This window comes from Pseudomonas sp. PDM17 (assembly GCF_014851985.1).
Lineage (GTDB): Bacteria > Pseudomonadota > Gammaproteobacteria > Pseudomonadales > Pseudomonadaceae > Pseudomonas.
The window spans coordinates 514,015-531,067 of record NZ_JACVAT010000002.1; the positions used below are offsets into that span (position 1 = coordinate 514,015).

Below are 17,053 nucleotides of genomic sequence, written 5' to 3' on the forward strand. Positions count from 1 at the left end.
GCCCGATACAGTTCCCTTGGCACCGATCGCACAAGGTTCATGCTCCAGCGCCAGACTGATCCGCTTTTTCGTAACCCATCGAAGGGGTTTCGCACATGCGCCGTCGCATCATCGCTTTACTGGGCACCATCGTACTGGCCGCCTCCAGTTTCACCGCCAGCGCCGAGGACTCACCCGGCCGCGCCCTCAGCGAGGCCGCCGGCGTTCCCTGGCCGACGGTGATCGCCCACCGCGGCGCTTCCCACGATGCGCCGGAGGAAACCGCGCCGGCCTATCTCGCCGCCCGTGACCTGGGCGCGGACTACCTGGAAGCGGACCTGCAGCGCACCAGCGACGGCGTGCTGGTGGCGGTGCATGACGACACCCTGGAGCGCACCACCAACATTGCCAAGGTCTTTCCCGGCCGCGAGAAAGACCCGGTGAGCAAGTTCACCCTGGCCGAACTCAAGCGCCTGGACGCCGGCAGCTGGTTCAACGCCACCTATCCCGAGCGCGCCCGCTCCAAGTACGCGGGGCTGCGCATCCTCACCCTGGATGAGCTGATCGACATCGCCGAAGGTGGCGCTGAAACCCCCGGCCTGTACCTGGAAACCAAGGCGCCGGGGCAGTTCCCCGGCATCGAGGAAGACCTGCGCAAAACCCTGGAGAACCGTGGCTGGCTCGATGCGCAGGGCGAACCGCAAGGCAAGATCGTCCTGCAGACCTTCGAGAAGAGCAGCCTCGAGCTGCTGCACAAGAGCATGCCGAAGGTGCCCAAGATCCTGCTGCTGTGGACCGGTGACGGCTACATGGCGGCGAAGAGCCCGACGACTTTTGCCCAGTCCGGCGAGAAGATCAAAGCGGACTTCTATGCCCGGCAGGAGGTGAAGTCCAGGGAAGAGTTCTTTGCCTGGCTGGACTGGGCCAAGGCCCATGGCGCGCTGGGCACGGGTCCTTCGGCGACCCTGACCGCCCGTGGCGACCAGAGTTACATGGACCTGGTGCAGCCGTGGATGAACCAGGCCGCCCACGAGCGTGGCCTGTTCGTGCATGCCTACACCGTCGACGACTCGGTGGACTTCGATAAGCTCACCAAGGCTGGCGTGGACGGCTTCTTCACCAACCGTACCGACCAGCTGCTGATGTTCCTCGGCCGGCCGCCGAGCCTCGACGTGGACGAGGTACTGAAGTCGGTGGGCTACTGAGCCGACTTCAATCAGGCTGCCGTAGTCGGGGCCAGCGGCAGGGTCAGGTGTACGCTGACCGACGGGCCCTGGCCCGGAGGGCTGGCCAGGACCAGTTCGCCCAGCAGCAGGTTGACCAGGCGCTTGGCGACGATCAGCCCGACCGGGGCATCCTGCAGCAGTTGCCGCGCAGCGTCGGCAGCCAGTTCCTCCAGCGAGTAGAGCGCCAGTGGATCCTGCTCCGGCGTGCCAGGGCCGGCGGCGTTCAGCCGAACCGCCACACGGGACTCCTCGACCTGTCCGTGCAGGCTGATGCGCAGCGGGCCGGCAGCGGTCTCCCGGATCAGGTAGGCCAGCAGGTATTCGAGTACTCCCCGCAGCAGGGCGGGGTCGCCCAGCAGGGTGCAGCCCAGCTCGGGCGCTACGTGCAATTCCAGCGCCAGGCCCTTGCCGTGTGCCGAAGGGGTTGCGGCATCGATGGCTTCGCACAGCAGTTCGTCCAGCCGGAGGGGCACTGTCTGCGGTCGCTCCTCGCCACTCTCCAGGCGCGCGACCTGGCGCAGATCGGCGGTGAGCTTGAGCAGGCCGCAGCTGGTGCTGTCGATCCACTCCAGCGCCTCGCGGTCCGCCGCTGCCAGCGTCGCACGCTGCAGGACCACCTCCAGCATGCCGTGCATGGCGCCCAGGGGCAGGCTGAACTCGTTGCTCGCGCGCACCAGGAAATTGAGCTTCTGCCGGTTGCCCAGTTCCGCCTGCAGCTTGTCCGCCTCGATGGCGCGCAGGCGGTCCTGGCGGCCGGTGATGTCGGCGCTGCCGCAGATCATGCCGAGCAGCCGCCCGCTGGCGTCGCGGTAGGGCTTGCCCCAGTGGTGCAGCACCCGCCGGTGACCATGGATGCGCAGTTCGATGTCGCGGGCGAAGGGCTGCTCGGTCGCCACCGCCTGGAGGAAGTACTGGTGCAGCAATTCCGCCTGTGCCGGCGCGTACCAGTCCACGTCCATGGCGCGGGTTCCCAGTACGTCGCCCAGTTGCACGTCGTACAGACGCAGGAAGGCCAGGTTGGCGTGAACCAGGCGGCCGCCGGTGTCGCGCACGTAGAGGGCATCGGGAAGGCCGTCGACCAGGCTGCGCAGCATCACCAGCTCATCGTTCTCCGGCGCCGCCGGTGCGGGCTCGGCCTGGGGCGCGGCGACGAGTGCGTTGCGCCGGGCAAAGTCGATCAGCTCGGGCAGGCTGCGCAGGTTGAGCTTGTGCTGCAGGCGCGTGCGGTAGGTGCTGACGGTTTTCTCGCTGATGGTCAGTTCGTGGGCAATCTGGTGGTTGTTGCGCCCGCTGGCGAGGAAGTACAGCACCGACAGCTCGCGGTTGGACAGGCTGGCAACCCGCTCGCGCTCGCCACTGCGTACTTCTGGCAGGTTGACGTTGCCCAGCAGGCGCATGGGGAAGTAGCTGCGCCCGCGCAGCAGCATTGCCACCGCCAGGCTCAGCTCGCGCAGGTCGTCGTGCTTGCTGACGAAGCCGGAGGCGCCACCCTGCAGGAAGCGCCCGACGATGTGCTCCGAGTCCTGTGCGCTGAACGCCAGCACCGGCAGGTTCACCCCGTGCGCCCTGAGCCGCGCCATGACGTCGAGGCCGTTCAGGCGCGAAAGGTCGATGTCCAGGATCAGCAGGTCGGCCAGCTGCTCCAGGCCCAGGCGCAAGGCTTCCAGGCCGTCCTCGGCCTCGCCGACGATAGCGTGCCCCTCGCTTTCCAGCAGCATGCGCACGGCATGGCGGGTGACGGGATGTCCGTCGGCGATCAGCACCTGGCCCATGGCAATGCCCTTAATCGAAGTCCCGTTCAACGCTAGGTCATTTTCTGTAGGTCTGCAGGATTTGTGTAGGAAGTTTCCTACTTAACGCTAAATGCTTTCCCATCTTCGTGGAGCCTGGCTCCGCGAAAAATTGCCCCCAGAGACCGGCTCACGCGCCGGCCGGACATGGATTCTGGAGGGCAACCAGATGAACACCCGCACTACGCAACCGGCGGCCCGGCATGCGCCGCCATTCCTCCCCACGCTGCTGGCGGCCGTGATCACCGCACTGGCGGGGCTGCCGGCGGAAGCCGACGACTTCGACACGCCGCAGGTCTTTTCGCCGTGGGAAAACAACACCAGCGAACTCAATGATGCCCATATCGATGTGAACGCCGGGCAGTCCGCCGTCACGGTCAACGACATGGTCTTCAGCATGGACGGCGGCTGGGTGCACAACACCGGCAATGGCGGCGGCCTGCTGTTTTACCTGTGGAGCGGCAGCCAGGATCAGTTGCTCCACCTGGAAGTCGACAGCGCCGGTAGTTTCGGTGTGCAGACCAACGGCGGCACGGTTCGCATCCTCGACTCGCAGGTGCACACCCAGGGTGGTGGCGCGGCGGGCCTGGATGCCCAGAGCAACGGCCAGTTCGAGTTGAGTGGGAGCAGCGTCGCCACGGATGGCGACAATGCTGCAGCGGTGCATGCGCACAACAACGGTGGCGCCTGGGTCCGTGACAGCAACCTGAGCACGCTGGGCGATCAGAGCGCCGGGGTGCTGCTGGACAACAACGGCAGCCTGGTGCTGAGCGATAGCCAGGTCTCCACCCGAGGCAACGGCAGCACCGCTATCCAGGCCAACAACGGTGCCGCGCTGCAGATCAGCGGAGCCACCCTGGAAACCTCCGGGCAAGACAGTCATGGCGTGCACGTCTCCAGCAATGGCGCGGACAATGTCATCGCAGGTTCCAGTATCCTCACCCACGGCGCCGGCAGCATCGGCGTGATCGTCAACAACGCCAGCGGCACCGTGGCCGTACGCGCCAGCCAGGTCACCACCGAAGGCGAGGGCAGCCATGGGCTCTATACGCGCCAGGGCACCCATATCGACCTGAACGACGGTAGTCATGTGCAGACCAGCGGCGCCAACGCTGACGGCGCGTGGACGGCCGAGGGCGGCACCATCACGGTGGCCGGCAGCCGCCTGGATGCCACTGGTGCAGGTTCCGCAGCGGTGCATGCGGCAGCTTCGGGCAGCATCGGCGTCGACGCCAGCCAGCTGTCCAGCAGTGGCAGCCAGGGCGCGGCGCTGCATCTGGACAATGGCGGGAGCATCGACGTCAGCGATAGCCAGGTGGATGCGCGCAATGGCTCGGCGATCCTCTTCAGCCAGGGCGAGCAGCCCTATGGCTCGGCGCAACTGGAGATGACCGACAGCGAGGTGGCCAGCGATGCGGCGCTGCTCAGCGCGCAGGTCGGCAGCGTCGGCACCTTCAACGCCAGCGGCAGCCAGCTGCGCTCTGGCAACGGCATCGGCTACGCGATCGCCGAAGGCGCCAGCGTGGACTCCACCCTTACCGATTCGAGCCTGGACGTAGGTGACAGCGGCCTGCTGGCGGACGTGGCCGGCAATGGCGCGCTGACGCTGACCAGCCAACGCAGCGATCTGCACGGTGACACCCGGCTGCAGGACGGCGAGCTGGGCACCCTGGACCTGAACCTTGGCAACGCACACTGGCAACTGAACGCCGACTCCAGCCTGCGCCGGCTCGACCTGGACAACGCCCGCGTCTCCTTCGGCGCCAATGGCTACCACACCCTGTTCGTGAGCGGCGACCTGACCGGCTCCGGCACCTTCGACATGCACACTGATCTGTCCAGCCTGCAGGGCGACCTGATTCTGGTGGGCGGGCAGGCTTACGGTGAGCACACCCTGGTCGTCGCCGACAGCGGCAAGGACGCGGGCGGCGACCAGCTGCGGGTGGTCGGCACCCAGGGCAGCCCCGGCACTTTCGGCCTCTATGGCGAACACGTGGACGCTGGCGCCTACCGCTACACCCTCGAACAACAAGGCAACGACTGGTACCTGGTCGCGGCCGGCAAGAATGTGGTCGACCCGGGCGAGCCGACCGATCCGGAGGAACCGGATCAGCCCTCCACCGGCCCCGGTGACGGTGGCGAGCCCGGGACGTCCACCCCCGACCCCGACCCCGATCCGCAGAACCCTGGCGGCTCCGGTGGCAGCGAGGAGGGCAACCAGGGCGGCAGCGAAGGCAGCACCGGGGGCGGCAATGGCGGCGGCGTCAGCCAGCCCGACGTGATCTCCAAGGGCTCCAACGTGGCGCTCGGCATGCAGAGCGCCGCGGCCAGCCTGTACTACGCCGAACTGGGCACCCTGGTACAGCGCCTCGGCGAGCTGCGCCTGAGCCAGGACGAGGGCGGCGTCTGGGTTCGTGGCATCGGCAAGCGCCTGCGCCTGGGCGAGCACTACAGCCGTGCGTACGAGCAGAACCTCGACGGTGTCGAGATCGGCGCCGACAAGGCGATCCACCTCGACGGCGCGCGGCTGTACGTAGGTGCCATGGTCGGCGCCAGCGAGTCGCGCATCCGTTTCACCGAAAACAGTCGCGGGCATATCGACAGCACCAGCGTCGGCGCCTACGCCACCTACCTGCGGGACGACGGCTGGTACCTCGACAATGTCATCAAGTACAGCCACATGGACGGCGACGTGAAGGTGCCGACCAACCTCGGGCAGCCGGTGAAAGGCGACTACAAGGCAGATGCCTGGGGCGCCAGCGTCGAGGGCGGCAAGCATATCGACCTGCAGGACCAGTGGTTCGTCGAGCCGCAGGTGCAACTCAGCGCCACACACTTCGAAGGCCCGCGCTACACCAGCAGCGATGGCCTCAAGGTGCGCGCCAGCGACACCGACTCGCTGCAGGGGCGCGTGGGCCTGCGCGGCGGCAAGGAAATCCAGCTGGACCGCGATATGCGCCTGCAGGCTTATGCCGTCGCGTCGTACATCGACGAACTGGCCGGCAACACCCAAGTGCGCGTCAACGGCGAAAAACTGACCAACCAGCTGCCCGGCTCGCGCGGCGAACTGGGCGCCGGCGCCGCCCTGCAGGTCAGCCGCCAGCAGAAGGTCTCGCTTGAAGTGGACTACGCCAAGGGCGACCACCTCGAACAGCCCTGGGCAGTGACCCTGGGCTACCGCTACCTCTGGTAGGCGGCCTGACAGCGGGGAGGGCGGTGACGTCCTCCCGACCATTCCCCAACCTCACCGACATTCCACGGCGAACCGCAACCGCGGTTCCACGGAGGTAATCATGTACAGGAAACTTGCGGCCGAGCTGATCGGCACCTTCTGGCTGGTCCTGGGCGGCTGCGGCAGCGCCGTCCTCGCCGCCAACTTCGGCGGCCACGGTATCGGCCTGCTCGGCGTGGCACTGGCGTTCGGCCTGAGCGTCGTCACCATGGCCTACGCGATCGGGCCGATCTCCGGCTGCCACCTCAACCCGGCGGTGAGCGTCGGCCTGATGTTCGGCGGGCGCTTCCCGGCGGCACACGTGCTGCCCTACATCCTTGCACAGATCGTCGGCGGCCTGCTGGCCGGTGGCGCGCTGTACCTGATCGCCAGTGGCACTGCGGGCTTCGATGCGGCCGCAGGGTTCGCCGCCAATGGCTACGGCCAGCATTCGCCGGGTGGCTACAGCCTGGCGGCGGTACTGCTCTGCGAAGTGATCATGACCGCCGTGTTCCTCTTCGTGATCATGGGCGCCACCGACCGTGACGCCCCGGCGGGTTTTGCGCCGCTGGCCATCGGCCTGACGCTGGCGCTGATCCACCTGATCAGCATTCCGGTCAGCAATACCTCGGTTAACCCGGCCCGCAGCCTGGCCGTGGCCTTCTACGCCGCCCCCTGGGCTATGGAGCAGCTCTGGGCCTTCTGGCTGGCCCCGCTGGCCGGCGGTAGCCTGGGCGCGCTGGTCTATCGGGTAGTCCGTGGCCGTTGATGTCTACACTCGCAGTGGCGCTTCGTGCCGCGTCGGACGCAACCAGGAGCGCCCCATGAACAGGAGAATCCCATGAATGCCCGCAAACTGATTCCCGCAGTCCTCACCGCCGCGTTGCTGCCCTGGTCGATGACCCAGGCCGCCTCCCTCGGCGATGTCGCCGGCCAGCTCGGCGGCCTTGGCAGTCTGCCATCCGCGTCGTCCAGCAGCAGCAACGTTGCCGGCTTGCTGGAGTATTGCGCGAAGAACAATTACCTCAACGCCGACGCTGCCACCCAGGTGAAGGACAAGCTCCTGGGTAAGCTGCCGGGCAACACCACCACCAGCGACAGTGGCTACAAGGATGGCGCCAAGGGCATCCTTACCGGCAACGACGGCAAGAGCCTCGACCTGTCCGGCAGCGGCATCAAGGAAAAGGTCACCAAGCAGGTGTGCGACAAGGTCCTCAGCCAGGGCAAGTCGCTGCTCTGAACGGTTGCAGGGGAGGCCCTGCTGTAGGAACGGGCCACGCCCGCGCACAGCACCGGTAAGGCGCTGTCTGGAAACAATGATGACGTTCGCCTGACATTCAGCTGTTTGATCCGCCGCCTGACCTGCCGGCGGATCGCGGGCAGGGCCGGCTTCTACAGTGAGAGTTCAGGCTCAGACTCGAGACTTCTCGTACCGTACATCCCGTTCATCCACGCGCTCGGCGACTTGCCAGCCGTGGCGGCGGTAGAAGGCGTTGGCGCGAATGCCGTCGCCGCCATCGGTCACCAGCCAGATACTCCCGTGCTCGCGGAACAACTGCTCCTCGGCCGCCGCCAGTAACAGGCGACCCATGCCCAGGCCCTCGCACTCCGGGCGAACGAAGAGGGCGAAGAGTTCGCCCTCTTCGGTATCCACCATGGCGAAGCCGCCGGTAATACCGTCGACCTCGGCGACCCACGCGCAAGGCGCAGATTCAATGGCCTCGGCCAGCACCTGCGGCGTGATGCCCAGCTCGGCCATCTGCTCGCGGCTGAGGTGGTTTTCCCGCACGCTGGTGCGGATATCGAAGAGGGTGTCTATGTCCGCCGGGGTGGCGGGGCGGATCGATAGCGGCATGCGACTGTTCTCGTCTTCAGGTGGCGGAGAAACCGCTGTGGTAGGCAACCTGTCCGGCGGCTTTCGAGCCGTCCAGCGACAGTGCCATGAAGTATTCCGGCGGCACGCCCGCGTACTGGATCGCCGGGTCCCGGCGGAAGCCGAAGCGCGGGTAATAGGCCGGGTCGCCGAGTACCACGCAGCCTTTCGCGCCCATGGCGTTAAGGCGCTCCAGTCCGGCGCGAATCAGCGCCGCACCGATGCCCCGGCCGTGCAGGTCGGGCCGTACCGAGACCGGCCCCAACCCGTACCAGCCGAGGTCCGCGCCGTCCAGGGTGACGGGCGAGAAAGCCGCGTGGCCGACGACCTCGCCATCCACCGTGGCGACCAGGGAAATACTCAGCGCACCGGCTGCGCGCAAGCCGTCGATGATGGCGCTCTCGGCACCGTTGCTGTGCTCGGCCACGGCGAAGGCGGAGGTGGTTACTTCGGCAATGACGGCGGCGTCTTCGGGCCGTTCCAGGCGAATCTCGTAAGGCATGGTGTAGTTCCCTTGTGCAGGTGGCCGGGCGCGCGAAGCCGGCCCGGCCATTGGTGGGTCAGCGGTTGTCCAGTTGTGGGCGCACGGCGCCCAGGCCTGTGGCGTTGATCCGGTAGGGTGAGCCGCCACGCGAGATGATCAGGCGCTTGTCCCTGAGCTTCCTGAAGACAGCCAGGGTGCAGTCGGCCAGTACATACCCGTCACGGGTATAGCACTCGACGAAGACGACGCGCCCGGCGTCGTCGCGCTGGAAGGAAATGTGGCCGCCCTTGGCGAGGACGTGCAGAGTCCGTTGTTCCGGTCTGGAAATATTCATGATGGAAACCTGAATGCAGTAGGTGCGTAGAAACCGCAGACACGAGGTGGTGTCTGCCAGTGTTTGTGCGCATCGATAACCGGCCCGCCTTGTCGGCAAGGCGAAGGGGTTATCGGGTTACTGCTATCTCCAACATGAAGCCTGTCTCAACGGATCAGAAAGGATGCCCGGTAATCGAGCCCGGTGATTCTAGGTGCGACGGCCGAGGCCGATCAACCCGGCGTTTGTTGCCACGTCTTTCAAACAGGCTGCTCGTCACCGGCTCTGGAGCGCGCGGGCGACGAGGCTGCTGCGGATCGGCTGGCCACTCAGCGCTTCCAGAAACCGGGCGGACCCTTTGGCTTGTCGTTGACGCGAGTGAGGGTTGGCAGGTCGTCCAGCGGAACCCAGACTTTGCCCTGCCAGTTCGAGCACGGTGACGAAGCCGTCCAGCCAGGTCATGCGCATTCGCCGTGGCTGGTGCGGGCATTGCGTGTGCTCGTCGCGCAGCTGCGGGATCGCCTCAGGGAGGCGGACCGCGCGGGGTTGGTGAACCAGAACCAGAGCCGGCAGGACCGACGTCAGGTCTTGCGCCAAACGCTCGCCAGCCAGGGCTGCTGCTCCCGCGGCAGGCCCGCCGGGCGATAGTAGTGCTCCAGCTCTCGAAAACCGGCGTCTTCCAACAGGCGCGTCCAGTTCTGCAGGTCGTGGTAGGAGCCGTAGCGCCCGCCATTCCAGCCTTCCTGGTTCTCCCCGCGCGGATTGGAGCTGAACAGCACGCCACCCGGCTTCAGCGCCCCATGCAGTTGGCGCAACACACGCGACAGCTCGCTGCGCGGTACGTGGAACAGGCTGGCATTGGCATAGATGCCGTCGAAGCGCTCGACGGGCAGGTCGAGAGCGAGGAAATCCTGCTGCCAGACTTCGCAGCCGCTGGCCTCGCGCGCCATGGCGACGAAGTCGGCGCAGCCGTCCAGGCCGACCGGTGCATGCCCCATGCGTTTCAGCTCGCACAGGTCGCGCCCCGGACCGCAACCAAGATCGAGCAGCACGAACGGCGCCTCGCCCTGGATGTGCCGCAGCAATGCGGCGATGTTCTGGGTGACGTCGTGGTTCCAGGTACCCTCACGAAAGGACTGGGCGCTGTCCTGATAGTGCTGCAGGGTGACGCGGGAGATATCGCGCAGGATCGGGTCTTCGGTGCTCATGGCAGTCGTCGGTCTGGGGGGGGGGGATGCCTGTGATTCTACAATGCGTCACGGTAAGCGGCCCGCTCCTACAGGGAAGTTTGAAAGTCGGTTCTGGGGCGCGGATGGCAAGGGGGCGGTCCCAGACTGGGGCATCGCCATCATGGATCGCCAGAATGTCCCTCTCCCGAACTCCGTGCGCCCTGGATTGGCCCGTACTCACCCGCCAACTCGACGCCGATGGCCATGCGCTGATCCCCGGCCTGCTCGACAAGTCCCAGTGCGAGGCAATTCGCGCGTTGTACGACCAGGACGCGCCGTTTCGCGGCCGCGTGAACATGGCCCGGCATAACTTCGGCCTCGGTGAATACCGCTACTTCACCTATCCCTTGCCGGCACCGCTGCAGGAGCTGCGCGAAGCCTTCTATCCGCCGCTGCGGGCCATCGCCAACACCTGGCAGGAGCGCATGGGCACCGGCATCCAGTACCCGCCGGAGCATGCCAGCTTCCTCGACCAATGCCACGCCGCCGGCCAGCGGCGGCCGACGCCCCTGCTGTTGCGCTACCGTGCTGGCGACTACAACTGTCTGCACCAGGACCTCTACGGGGAACTGGCCTTCCCCCTGCAGATGGCAATCCTGCTGTCTCGGCCGGGCGAGGAGTTCTCGGGTGGCGAATTCGTCCTCACCGAGCAGCGCCCACGCTTGCAGTCGCGGGCGACCGTGGTGCCGTTGTGGCAGGGCGATGCCGTGGTGTTTGCCGTGGCCCAGCGCCCGGTGCCCGGCTTGCGTGGCTATTACCGGGTCAACCTGCGCCATGGCGTCAGTCGCCTGCCTACCGGCGAGCGCTTCACCCTCGGGGTGATCTTCCATGATGCGCTGTGAGGAGTAGCATGGATCGGTCCAGGGAACCGGGAGATCGACATGCACTACGAAGTGATTCAGCGTCACCGCAGCGAGTACCCCGCGCCCATCACCTTCGCCAAGGGCGCACCGCTGTTCGTCGGTGAACGTTATGAAGGCGCCGAGGGCTGGGAAGACTGGTACTTCTGCTCCACGCCCGGCCAGCGCGAGGGCTGGGTGCCGGCGCAGGTCTTCAACATGACTGCGCCGGGCGCGGGGGTGGCGATGGAGGACTACACCGCCCGCGAACTCGACGTCGAAGTCGGCGAGCGCCTCGAAGGCGGCCGCGAGCTGGGCGGCTGGCTCTGGTGCGTCCGCTCCGGTGGCGAGGCCGGCTGGGTGCCGCTGGATTGCCTGCAGGAAGTCAGCGCCTGATCTGGCAACGCCTGATCCGCAATGGAGTCAGGCCTTGTAGCGGCGTCCGGTGTGCTGCTTGAGCCAGGCCATCAGCCCGCGCTGCTGCACCACCGTGGGTTGCTCCACCAATAGCGCGGCGCTGGCCTTCTGGCGGAAGTCCAGCAGGCGGCCCATGGCCTCGGCGATCTCCTGGCGCGCCTCCATGCAGGGGGCGAGGGTTTCCTTGTCGATGTAGTAGGCGGCGCCATCGCTGATCGCGGTGAACTCAGCCTGCCAGGCCGAACCAGTCAGCACGCCGGCCTCGCCGAACACTTCGCCGGGCCCCATGCGGCCGGCCTCGATGGTCTGGCTTTCGTGGGGCAGGGTGACGCTGACCACGCCGGAGTCGATGATCAGCAGGCGGTCGCTGACATCCCCCGGCGCCAGCAGTACTTCCCCGCGCTTGAAGGGCCGGCGCTGCATGCGGTTCGCCAGTTCGTCGCGCTCCTCGTCACGCAGCGCATCGAACAGGCCCGAGCGCACCAGTAGCGCTCGTGCCCGCGAGGCGCTCTCGCGCATCGGCGCGTCGGCCTCGGCCAGCAGGTTGATGCCTGCGGCCTGCAGGTGGCGGTAGGCGAGGTCGAACAACTGGTTGCGCACCTCGCGCTTCTCGCCCATGGCGGCGACGAAGCCATTCATTTCGTACTCCGCGCCATCGGGTTCGGATTTGCGCATGCTGACCGTCGGCGCAGGGCTGGCGAGCAGGGCGCGACAGCCGCCCAGAGCGTGTTCGAGGGCATCCAGCACCTTGCGCGGACGGATGTGCGGGCTGACCGTCAGGCTCACGCTGACGCCGTAGAGGTTCGCCGGACGGCTCAGGTTGAGCACCTTGGCCTTGGCGGCGAGGGAGTTGGGCACCACCGCCAGCGTGCCCTGGGAGGTCTGCAGGTAGGTGGAGCGCCAGTCGATCTCGGTGACCTTGCCTTCGATGCCGTCGATGGAGATCCAGTCATCCAGCTGGTAGGGCTTGGTGGTGTTCAGCACGATGCCGGAGAACACGTCGCTCAGCGTGCTCTGCAGCGCCAGGCCGAGGACGATTGCAACCACTCCGGAAGTGGCCAGCAGGCCCTTAACCGGCAGCTCCAGCACGTAGCCGGCGGCGGCGATGATGGCGACCAGGAAGATCAGCGCGCCGACCACGTCCTGCAGCAACCGACCGCCGTGGCCAATGCGTTGCACCAGCAGGAAGCCCAGCACCACCGTCAGGCAGCGCGCGGCGAACAGCCACCAGAAGATCTGCACGGCAGTGGCGACCATGTGGCTGGGCAGGTCGTCTGGCCAGGGTGCGGCGCGCAGCGGGTTCATTCCGGCGTTGAACAGCAGCAGGCTGAACAGCAGGAAGCACAGGATGCGCGTGGCCAGCCGCCAGTGCGGATGGGCCGGGCCGACCAGCCGCCAGAGCAGCAGGTCGATCAGCAGCAGGACGGGGGCGGCGAACAGCGGGTGGGCAGTGAGCAGGGCGGGCATCGAGCCTCTCCTTGGAACGATCGCAAGAAGATGGCACAGAAAGCGTTTTCTGGCAGCGGCCTCAGCTCGGGTTGTGCGAGTCCACCAGCGTCAGCCACTCATCGGTCTCGACTTCACCGGCGATCCGCAGCTTGGGTTCGCTCTCGTCGAAAAGCACCAGAGCGCTGCCGTACTCGGGGGTGTCGGTCTCGCGCACCTTGAGGTTCTCTCGCAGGAGGTCGAAGCATTCGCTGTGGGTGACCAGTACGAGGTTGCGGTGCGCGGCCTTGTGCTGGCGGATCTGCTCGGCGAGGTCGCCGTCCTTGCAGGTGAGCAGCCAGTCCTGGCGCGCCACGTTGCGGTCGAACATCAGGTCGGCGGTCTGCACGGTGCGGTTGGCCGGGCTGCTGTAGATGTCGGTGGCGGTCAGGCCCAGGCGGGTGATGCTCTCGCCCATGCTCCGGGCGAGGGCGGCGGCGCGGGCGGTGATGCCGTCGGCGGCGCCCAGGCATTCGGCGGTGGAGCGGTCGCAGCGCTCCATGTGACGCACCAGCAGGACGACCCCGCCGCGGGCCCAGTTCTGCGCGAACAGGCTGCTGCTCGGCACGTCTTCCAGTGGCGTGGGCAGCGAGCGCCAGGCCACCAGGGCGAGAGTGGTGCAGGTCAGCAGGAAAGCGGCCAGAAGGCGAAGGCGGGGCAAGGGTCATCCTCGTGCGCAGGCGTCCGCGCGGGATGCGGGAAGCTGAATGCATGCTGCACCGGGCGGGTGACAATCACGCGATGGGTTGATGACGGGGCGGTGATGAAAGTTCCCCCTGCCCATCGGAAGATCGGGGTCTAGCGAGCGCCTTCGACCACGCTGACGGTGGCAGTGGTGCCGGCGCGCAGGCGGTCGCGGCCCTTGTAGTCCGGGGCGATGGCGATGCGCACGGGGATGCGCTGGGCGAGTTTCACCCAGGTGTAGCTTGGGTTGATGTTGGCCAGCAGCCGCGCGCCGGCGACGTTCTCGCGGTCGGTGATGGCGAAGGCGATGCTCTCGACGCGACCGTCGAAGCGCTCGCCACTCATCAGCTGCACGTCCACCCGATCCCCCTCGCGGATACGCGGCAGCTTGGTCTCCTCGAAGTAGCCGCCGACGTAGAAGGAGTCGCTGTCCACCAGCGCCACCAGTGAATGGCCGGCGGTTGCGTAATCGCCGGCGCGGGTCAGCAGGTTGGTCACGTAGCCGTTCACCGGCGCCACCACCTGGGTGCGCTCCAGGTCCAGGCGTGCCTGCTTCTGCGCGGCCTCGGAGAGCGCCACATTGGCCTGCGCCAGGCCCAGGTTGGCCTGTTCGCGCAGCAGCTGGGCCTCGGCCACGGTGACGTCGGTCTGGGCCTTCTCCCATTCCTCGTTGGAGATCGCCGAACGCGCCTTCAGCGCCCGGCGGCGGACTTCCTCGCTATGGCGCTGCTGCAACAGCGCCTGGTTGGCAGTGATGGCCGCCTGGGACTGGCCGAGTGCGGCGCGGGCAACTTCCACTGCGCGGTCGGCGTGCAGCACCGCCAGCTCGTAGCGCGCCGGGTCGATGCTCAGCAGCAGTTCGCCCTTGCTGACGTGCTGGTTATCCTTCACCCGCAGTTCGACGATACGCCCGGTGACGTCCGCCGAGAGCGTCACCACGTCGGCGCGCACGCGGGCGTCGCGGGTCCAGGGCGCGCGGGTGTAGTAGGTCCAGGCGAAGTAACCGAGGATCAGGGCGAGGGCGACCACGGCCAGGGTGATCAGCGGCGGCAGGGCTTTGCGCAGGCTGGCCATTCAGTGCAGGGCTCCCATGAGCAGGATCAGGCCTGCGCAGATGCAGGCATAGAGCGCGCCTTCGAACAGCGCTTCGTGCCAGACCAGACGCAGGACGCCGAGGCGACGCAGACTCCAGTCCAGCAGCAGGAAGATCGGCAGGGCCAGCAGCAGCGCCTGGGCCAGCGGCGGCAGGTAGACCCCGCCCAGTTCGATATCAACGGGCATGCAGCGCGGCTTCCCCGTGGTCGTCGTGGAGGTCGGCGGATTCGCCGTAGAGGTCACGGAAGCGATCCAGCAGGTCGGCGGCCACCAGCAGTGCGACGCCGCTGACGAACACCGGGCGCATGGCATCGCCGCTGGGGTAGTTGCCGTGGCTTTGCAGCTCGTCCAGCTCGTTGCCCAGCTCGCGGATGGCCGGCAGTACCCGGTGCAGCGGCGCGGCGGGTGGCTGGTCGAGGCAGGCGGCAAGTTCATCCAGCAGCAGCGACAGCCGCTCGCGCAGGGCTTGCGGCAGGCCGTTGGGGTTCAGGCTCTCGCGGCGCAACTGATGCAGCACCACGCCCAGCGTCATGCTCGCCAGGCTGCACTGGAAGCGTTCGCCGGACTGGCTGTCGCGCGCCGCCGGCAACAACCCGAGCATGATCGCCAGGCGATCCACCATGCGGCTCTCGAACAGGAAGCGGCGAGCTTCGCTGGGCTTGGACAGCAGTACCGAGCGCACCTCTGCGCGGGTGCGGCGCGACTGGCGGCGCAGACGCGCATCGGCGTCAAAGGGGAACACCCAGGCGTAGACCAGCAACGCCAGCACACCGGCACTGACGTAGCCGCCGGCGAACTCGAACCATTGCAGCGAGGTGTTGATCCACGCGCCCTGGTTCTGCGGGCCGACCAGCAGGAAGGTCGATAAGCCCAGACCGATGCCGATCCCGGCTGTCTGCGGGTTGGCCAGCCCGACTGCGATCACGTACAGCAGCGGCGTGAGGAACAGCGCGAGCATCTCGAAGTCGCCAACGCTGGGCAGCAGCAGGAACTGCAGCAGCGCCGCCGCCACCAGCGCCATCGCCAGCCCGCGCATGTAGGCCAGGCTCGCCATCAGTGGGCGTGGGAAGGTGGCGAGCAGGGAGCAGAGGATGCCGATCAGGATCATCCCGGCGCGGGCACCGTCCCAGGCGGTCTCGATCCAGATCCAGCCCGCGCAGCACAGCGCGACGAAGGCGCGGGTGGCGTTCATCGCGGCGAGGTGAAAGTCCAGGTGCAGGGCGTGGGCCTGGCTCTGCGGATAGGAGCTGCTGCCGGGGCGGCCTTCCTGAATCGCCTCGCTCAGCTCGATCATCTCATCGAGTTGCTGCATCAACCGCGCCTGCTCGAAGCGCAGCGCCCAGGCCAGTGAACGCAGTGACGTGGGCAGGCCGTCGGCCAGTTCTTCCGCCTGCCGAGCGGCGGCGTCGAAGCGCTGGCGCAGCTGGGTGATGCGCTTGCGGGTGGCGCCGGGCAGGTCGCGGCCGAACTCGGCCAGCTCGGCAAGGCAGGCCAGTTCATCCTCGCGCAGGCGCCGCACGGATTCGGGCAGCGGGCCGCTCAGGCGCGCTTCGATCAACTTGCGCTGGCGCCGCAGGATGGCCAGGCGCGAGGTCATCAGCACCAGTTGGTTGGCCAGTTGCTGCACCAGTTCATCGGCGCCGCGCAGGCGCGGGGCGTCGAAATACAGGTGGCGGCGCAGCATTTCCAGGGCTGCGATCTCGCCCAGCAGTTGCTTCTGCCGTTGCTGGAAGTCTTCCTCCAGCTCCTCGCCACGGATCACCGCGGCGGCGTGCACGGCAATCAGGCGGATCAACTGGTCGACCTTGGCGAAATAGCCGCGCGCCACACTCTGCGGGCGGGCAAAGAACAGACTGACCAGGGTCACGCAGGCAACGCCCAGCAGGGTTTCGGTGACGCGGGTGATGGCCAGGGTGTAGGTGGATTCGGGCGCCGGCTGGGCCAGCAGCGCGACGATCACCGCGGTGAAGCCGCTGAGGACGAAGGCGTGGGAGTAGGTGAAGCGCATCAGGGTGCCGCCGGCCGTACAGAGCGCCAGCCAGAGCGCGAGGGTGACGATGAAAGGCAGTGGCGCCTGGGGGAACAGCGCCATGATGGCCACGGCGACCATGGCGCCGATGGTGGTGCCGATCACCTGGGCGAAGCTTTTCTGCAGGGTCATGCCGGCCAGCGGGGTACTGATGATCACCACGGTCATGGTCGCCCACTTGGGCTGGTCGAGGTCGAGCAGGAACGCCAGGTACAGCGTCAGCAGCCCCGCGAGCACGGTGCGCAGGGCGAACAGCAGGGTATCGCGGCCAGGATGGATGATGGCGCGCAGGTACAGCAGCATGGGTGACATGCCAGGCCCTCGATCTCTGCGGGAAGACGCCCCGGCGGTGGAGCGTCGCGAACCCTGTTGAGTGTGGTCGAGGTTTTCCGGCTGTGG

17 protein-coding genes are annotated in these 17,053 nt (G+C 67.2%); 6 read left to right on the forward strand and 11 right to left on the reverse strand.

The window, feature by feature from the left end:
- Positions 1 to 95: 95 nt before the first annotated feature.
- The gene (locus IB256_RS08045; protein WP_192295787.1) at positions 96 to 1,184 is read left to right on the forward strand and encodes a glycerophosphodiester phosphodiesterase; all 1,089 of its coding nucleotides are present in this window, start codon (positions 96 to 98) and stop codon (positions 1,182 to 1,184) included.
- An 11-nt stretch (positions 1,185 to 1,195) separates the two neighbouring features.
- On the opposite strand, the gene IB256_RS08050 is transcribed toward IB256_RS08045, so the two are convergent.
- Positions 1,196 to 2,977 carry a response regulator gene (locus IB256_RS08050; RefSeq protein ID WP_192402031.1) on the reverse strand — a complete coding sequence of 594 codons (1,782 nt, stop codon included), beginning with the start codon at positions 2,975 to 2,977 and terminating at the stop codon, positions 1,196 to 1,198.
- A gap of 187 nt (positions 2,978 to 3,164) precedes the next feature.
- On the opposite strand from IB256_RS08050, the gene IB256_RS08055 reads away from it, so the two are divergent.
- The 3 genes from IB256_RS08055 (at position 3,165) to IB256_RS08065 (ending at position 7,446) form a co-directional block, all read left to right on the forward strand.
- Complete coding sequence (locus tag IB256_RS08055; RefSeq protein ID WP_192402033.1) at positions 3,165 to 6,188, forward strand: autotransporter outer membrane beta-barrel domain-containing protein; 3,024 nt, start codon at positions 3,165 to 3,167, stop codon at positions 6,186 to 6,188.
- Positions 6,189 to 6,288: 100 nt separating this feature from the next.
- Positions 6,289 to 6,975: an aquaporin Z gene (gene aqpZ / locus IB256_RS08060; RefSeq protein WP_192295784.1), complete on the forward strand. Its 687-nt coding sequence runs from the start codon at positions 6,289 to 6,291 to the stop codon at positions 6,973 to 6,975.
- Between the two features lie 72 nt (positions 6,976 to 7,047).
- Positions 7,048 to 7,446, forward strand: a complete 399-nt coding sequence (locus IB256_RS08065; protein ID WP_192402035.1) for a DUF2501 domain-containing protein — start codon at positions 7,048 to 7,050, stop codon at positions 7,444 to 7,446.
- 171 nt (positions 7,447 to 7,617) lie between these two features.
- Here the strand turns inward: IB256_RS08065 and IB256_RS08070 are convergent, their stop codons facing one another.
- From IB256_RS08070 to IB256_RS08090, 5 genes are all read right to left on the reverse strand, one after another.
- Positions 7,618 to 8,061 (reverse strand): GNAT family N-acetyltransferase, encoded by a 444-nt coding sequence (locus IB256_RS08070; RefSeq protein ID WP_192402037.1) that lies wholly within the window; start codon positions 8,059 to 8,061, stop codon positions 7,618 to 7,620.
- A 16-nt stretch (positions 8,062 to 8,077) separates the two neighbouring features.
- Complete coding sequence (locus IB256_RS08075) at positions 8,078 to 8,581, reverse strand: GNAT family N-acetyltransferase (RefSeq protein ID WP_192295781.1); 504 nt, start codon at positions 8,579 to 8,581, stop codon at positions 8,078 to 8,080.
- Positions 8,582 to 8,639: 58 nt separating this feature from the next.
- Positions 8,640 to 8,897 carry a YjhX family toxin gene (locus IB256_RS08080; protein ID WP_081517008.1) on the reverse strand — a complete coding sequence of 86 codons (258 nt, stop codon included), beginning with the start codon at positions 8,895 to 8,897 and terminating at the stop codon, positions 8,640 to 8,642.
- Positions 8,898 to 9,152: 255 nt separating this feature from the next.
- A complete protein-coding gene (locus tag IB256_RS08085; protein ID WP_192295780.1) occupies positions 9,153 to 9,338 on the reverse strand; it encodes a hypothetical protein in 186 nt (61 codons plus the stop codon).
- A gap of 119 nt (positions 9,339 to 9,457) precedes the next feature.
- Positions 9,458 to 10,084: a class I SAM-dependent methyltransferase gene (locus IB256_RS08090; RefSeq protein WP_192402039.1), complete on the reverse strand. Its 627-nt coding sequence runs from the start codon at positions 10,082 to 10,084 to the stop codon at positions 9,458 to 9,460.
- A 155-nt stretch (positions 10,085 to 10,239) separates the two neighbouring features.
- Here IB256_RS08090 and IB256_RS08095 point away from each other — a divergent pair, with 155 nt between their 5' ends.
- Together IB256_RS08095 and IB256_RS08100 are read left to right on the forward strand one after the other, a co-directional pair.
- Positions 10,240 to 10,947 carry a 2OG-Fe(II) oxygenase gene (locus tag IB256_RS08095; RefSeq protein WP_225601670.1) on the forward strand — a complete coding sequence of 236 codons (708 nt, stop codon included), beginning with the start codon at positions 10,240 to 10,242 and terminating at the stop codon, positions 10,945 to 10,947.
- 39 nt (positions 10,948 to 10,986) lie between these two features.
- Entirely contained in the window at positions 10,987 to 11,340 is a 354-nt protein-coding gene (locus IB256_RS08100) for an SH3 domain-containing protein (protein ID WP_045207447.1), read from the forward strand.
- A 27-nt stretch (positions 11,341 to 11,367) separates the two neighbouring features.
- Here IB256_RS08100 and IB256_RS08105 read toward each other — a convergent pair whose 3' ends face one another.
- The 5 genes from IB256_RS08105 to IB256_RS08125 form a co-directional block, all read right to left on the reverse strand.
- Positions 11,368 to 12,828, reverse strand: a complete 1,461-nt coding sequence (locus IB256_RS08105; protein ID WP_192295777.1) for a mechanosensitive ion channel domain-containing protein — start codon at positions 12,826 to 12,828, stop codon at positions 11,368 to 11,370.
- 61 nt (positions 12,829 to 12,889) lie between these two features.
- Entirely contained in the window at positions 12,890 to 13,507 is a 618-nt protein-coding gene (locus IB256_RS08110) for a histidine phosphatase family protein (RefSeq protein WP_192402041.1), read from the reverse strand.
- 137 nt (positions 13,508 to 13,644) lie between these two features.
- On the reverse strand, positions 13,645 to 14,604 hold the full coding sequence (locus IB256_RS08115) for an HlyD family secretion protein (protein WP_192295775.1): 960 nt from the start codon (positions 14,602 to 14,604) through the stop codon (positions 13,645 to 13,647).
- Entirely contained in the window at positions 14,605 to 14,811 is a 207-nt protein-coding gene (locus tag IB256_RS08120; RefSeq protein ID WP_045207441.1) for a DUF1656 domain-containing protein, read from the reverse strand. It lies immediately after the preceding gene.
- Positions 14,801 to 16,966, reverse strand: a complete 2,166-nt coding sequence (locus tag IB256_RS08125; protein WP_192402043.1) for an FUSC family protein — start codon at positions 16,964 to 16,966, stop codon at positions 14,801 to 14,803. Before IB256_RS08125 ends, IB256_RS08120 begins: the two co-directional genes overlap by 11 nt.
- Positions 16,967 to 17,053: the final 87 nt, after the last annotated feature.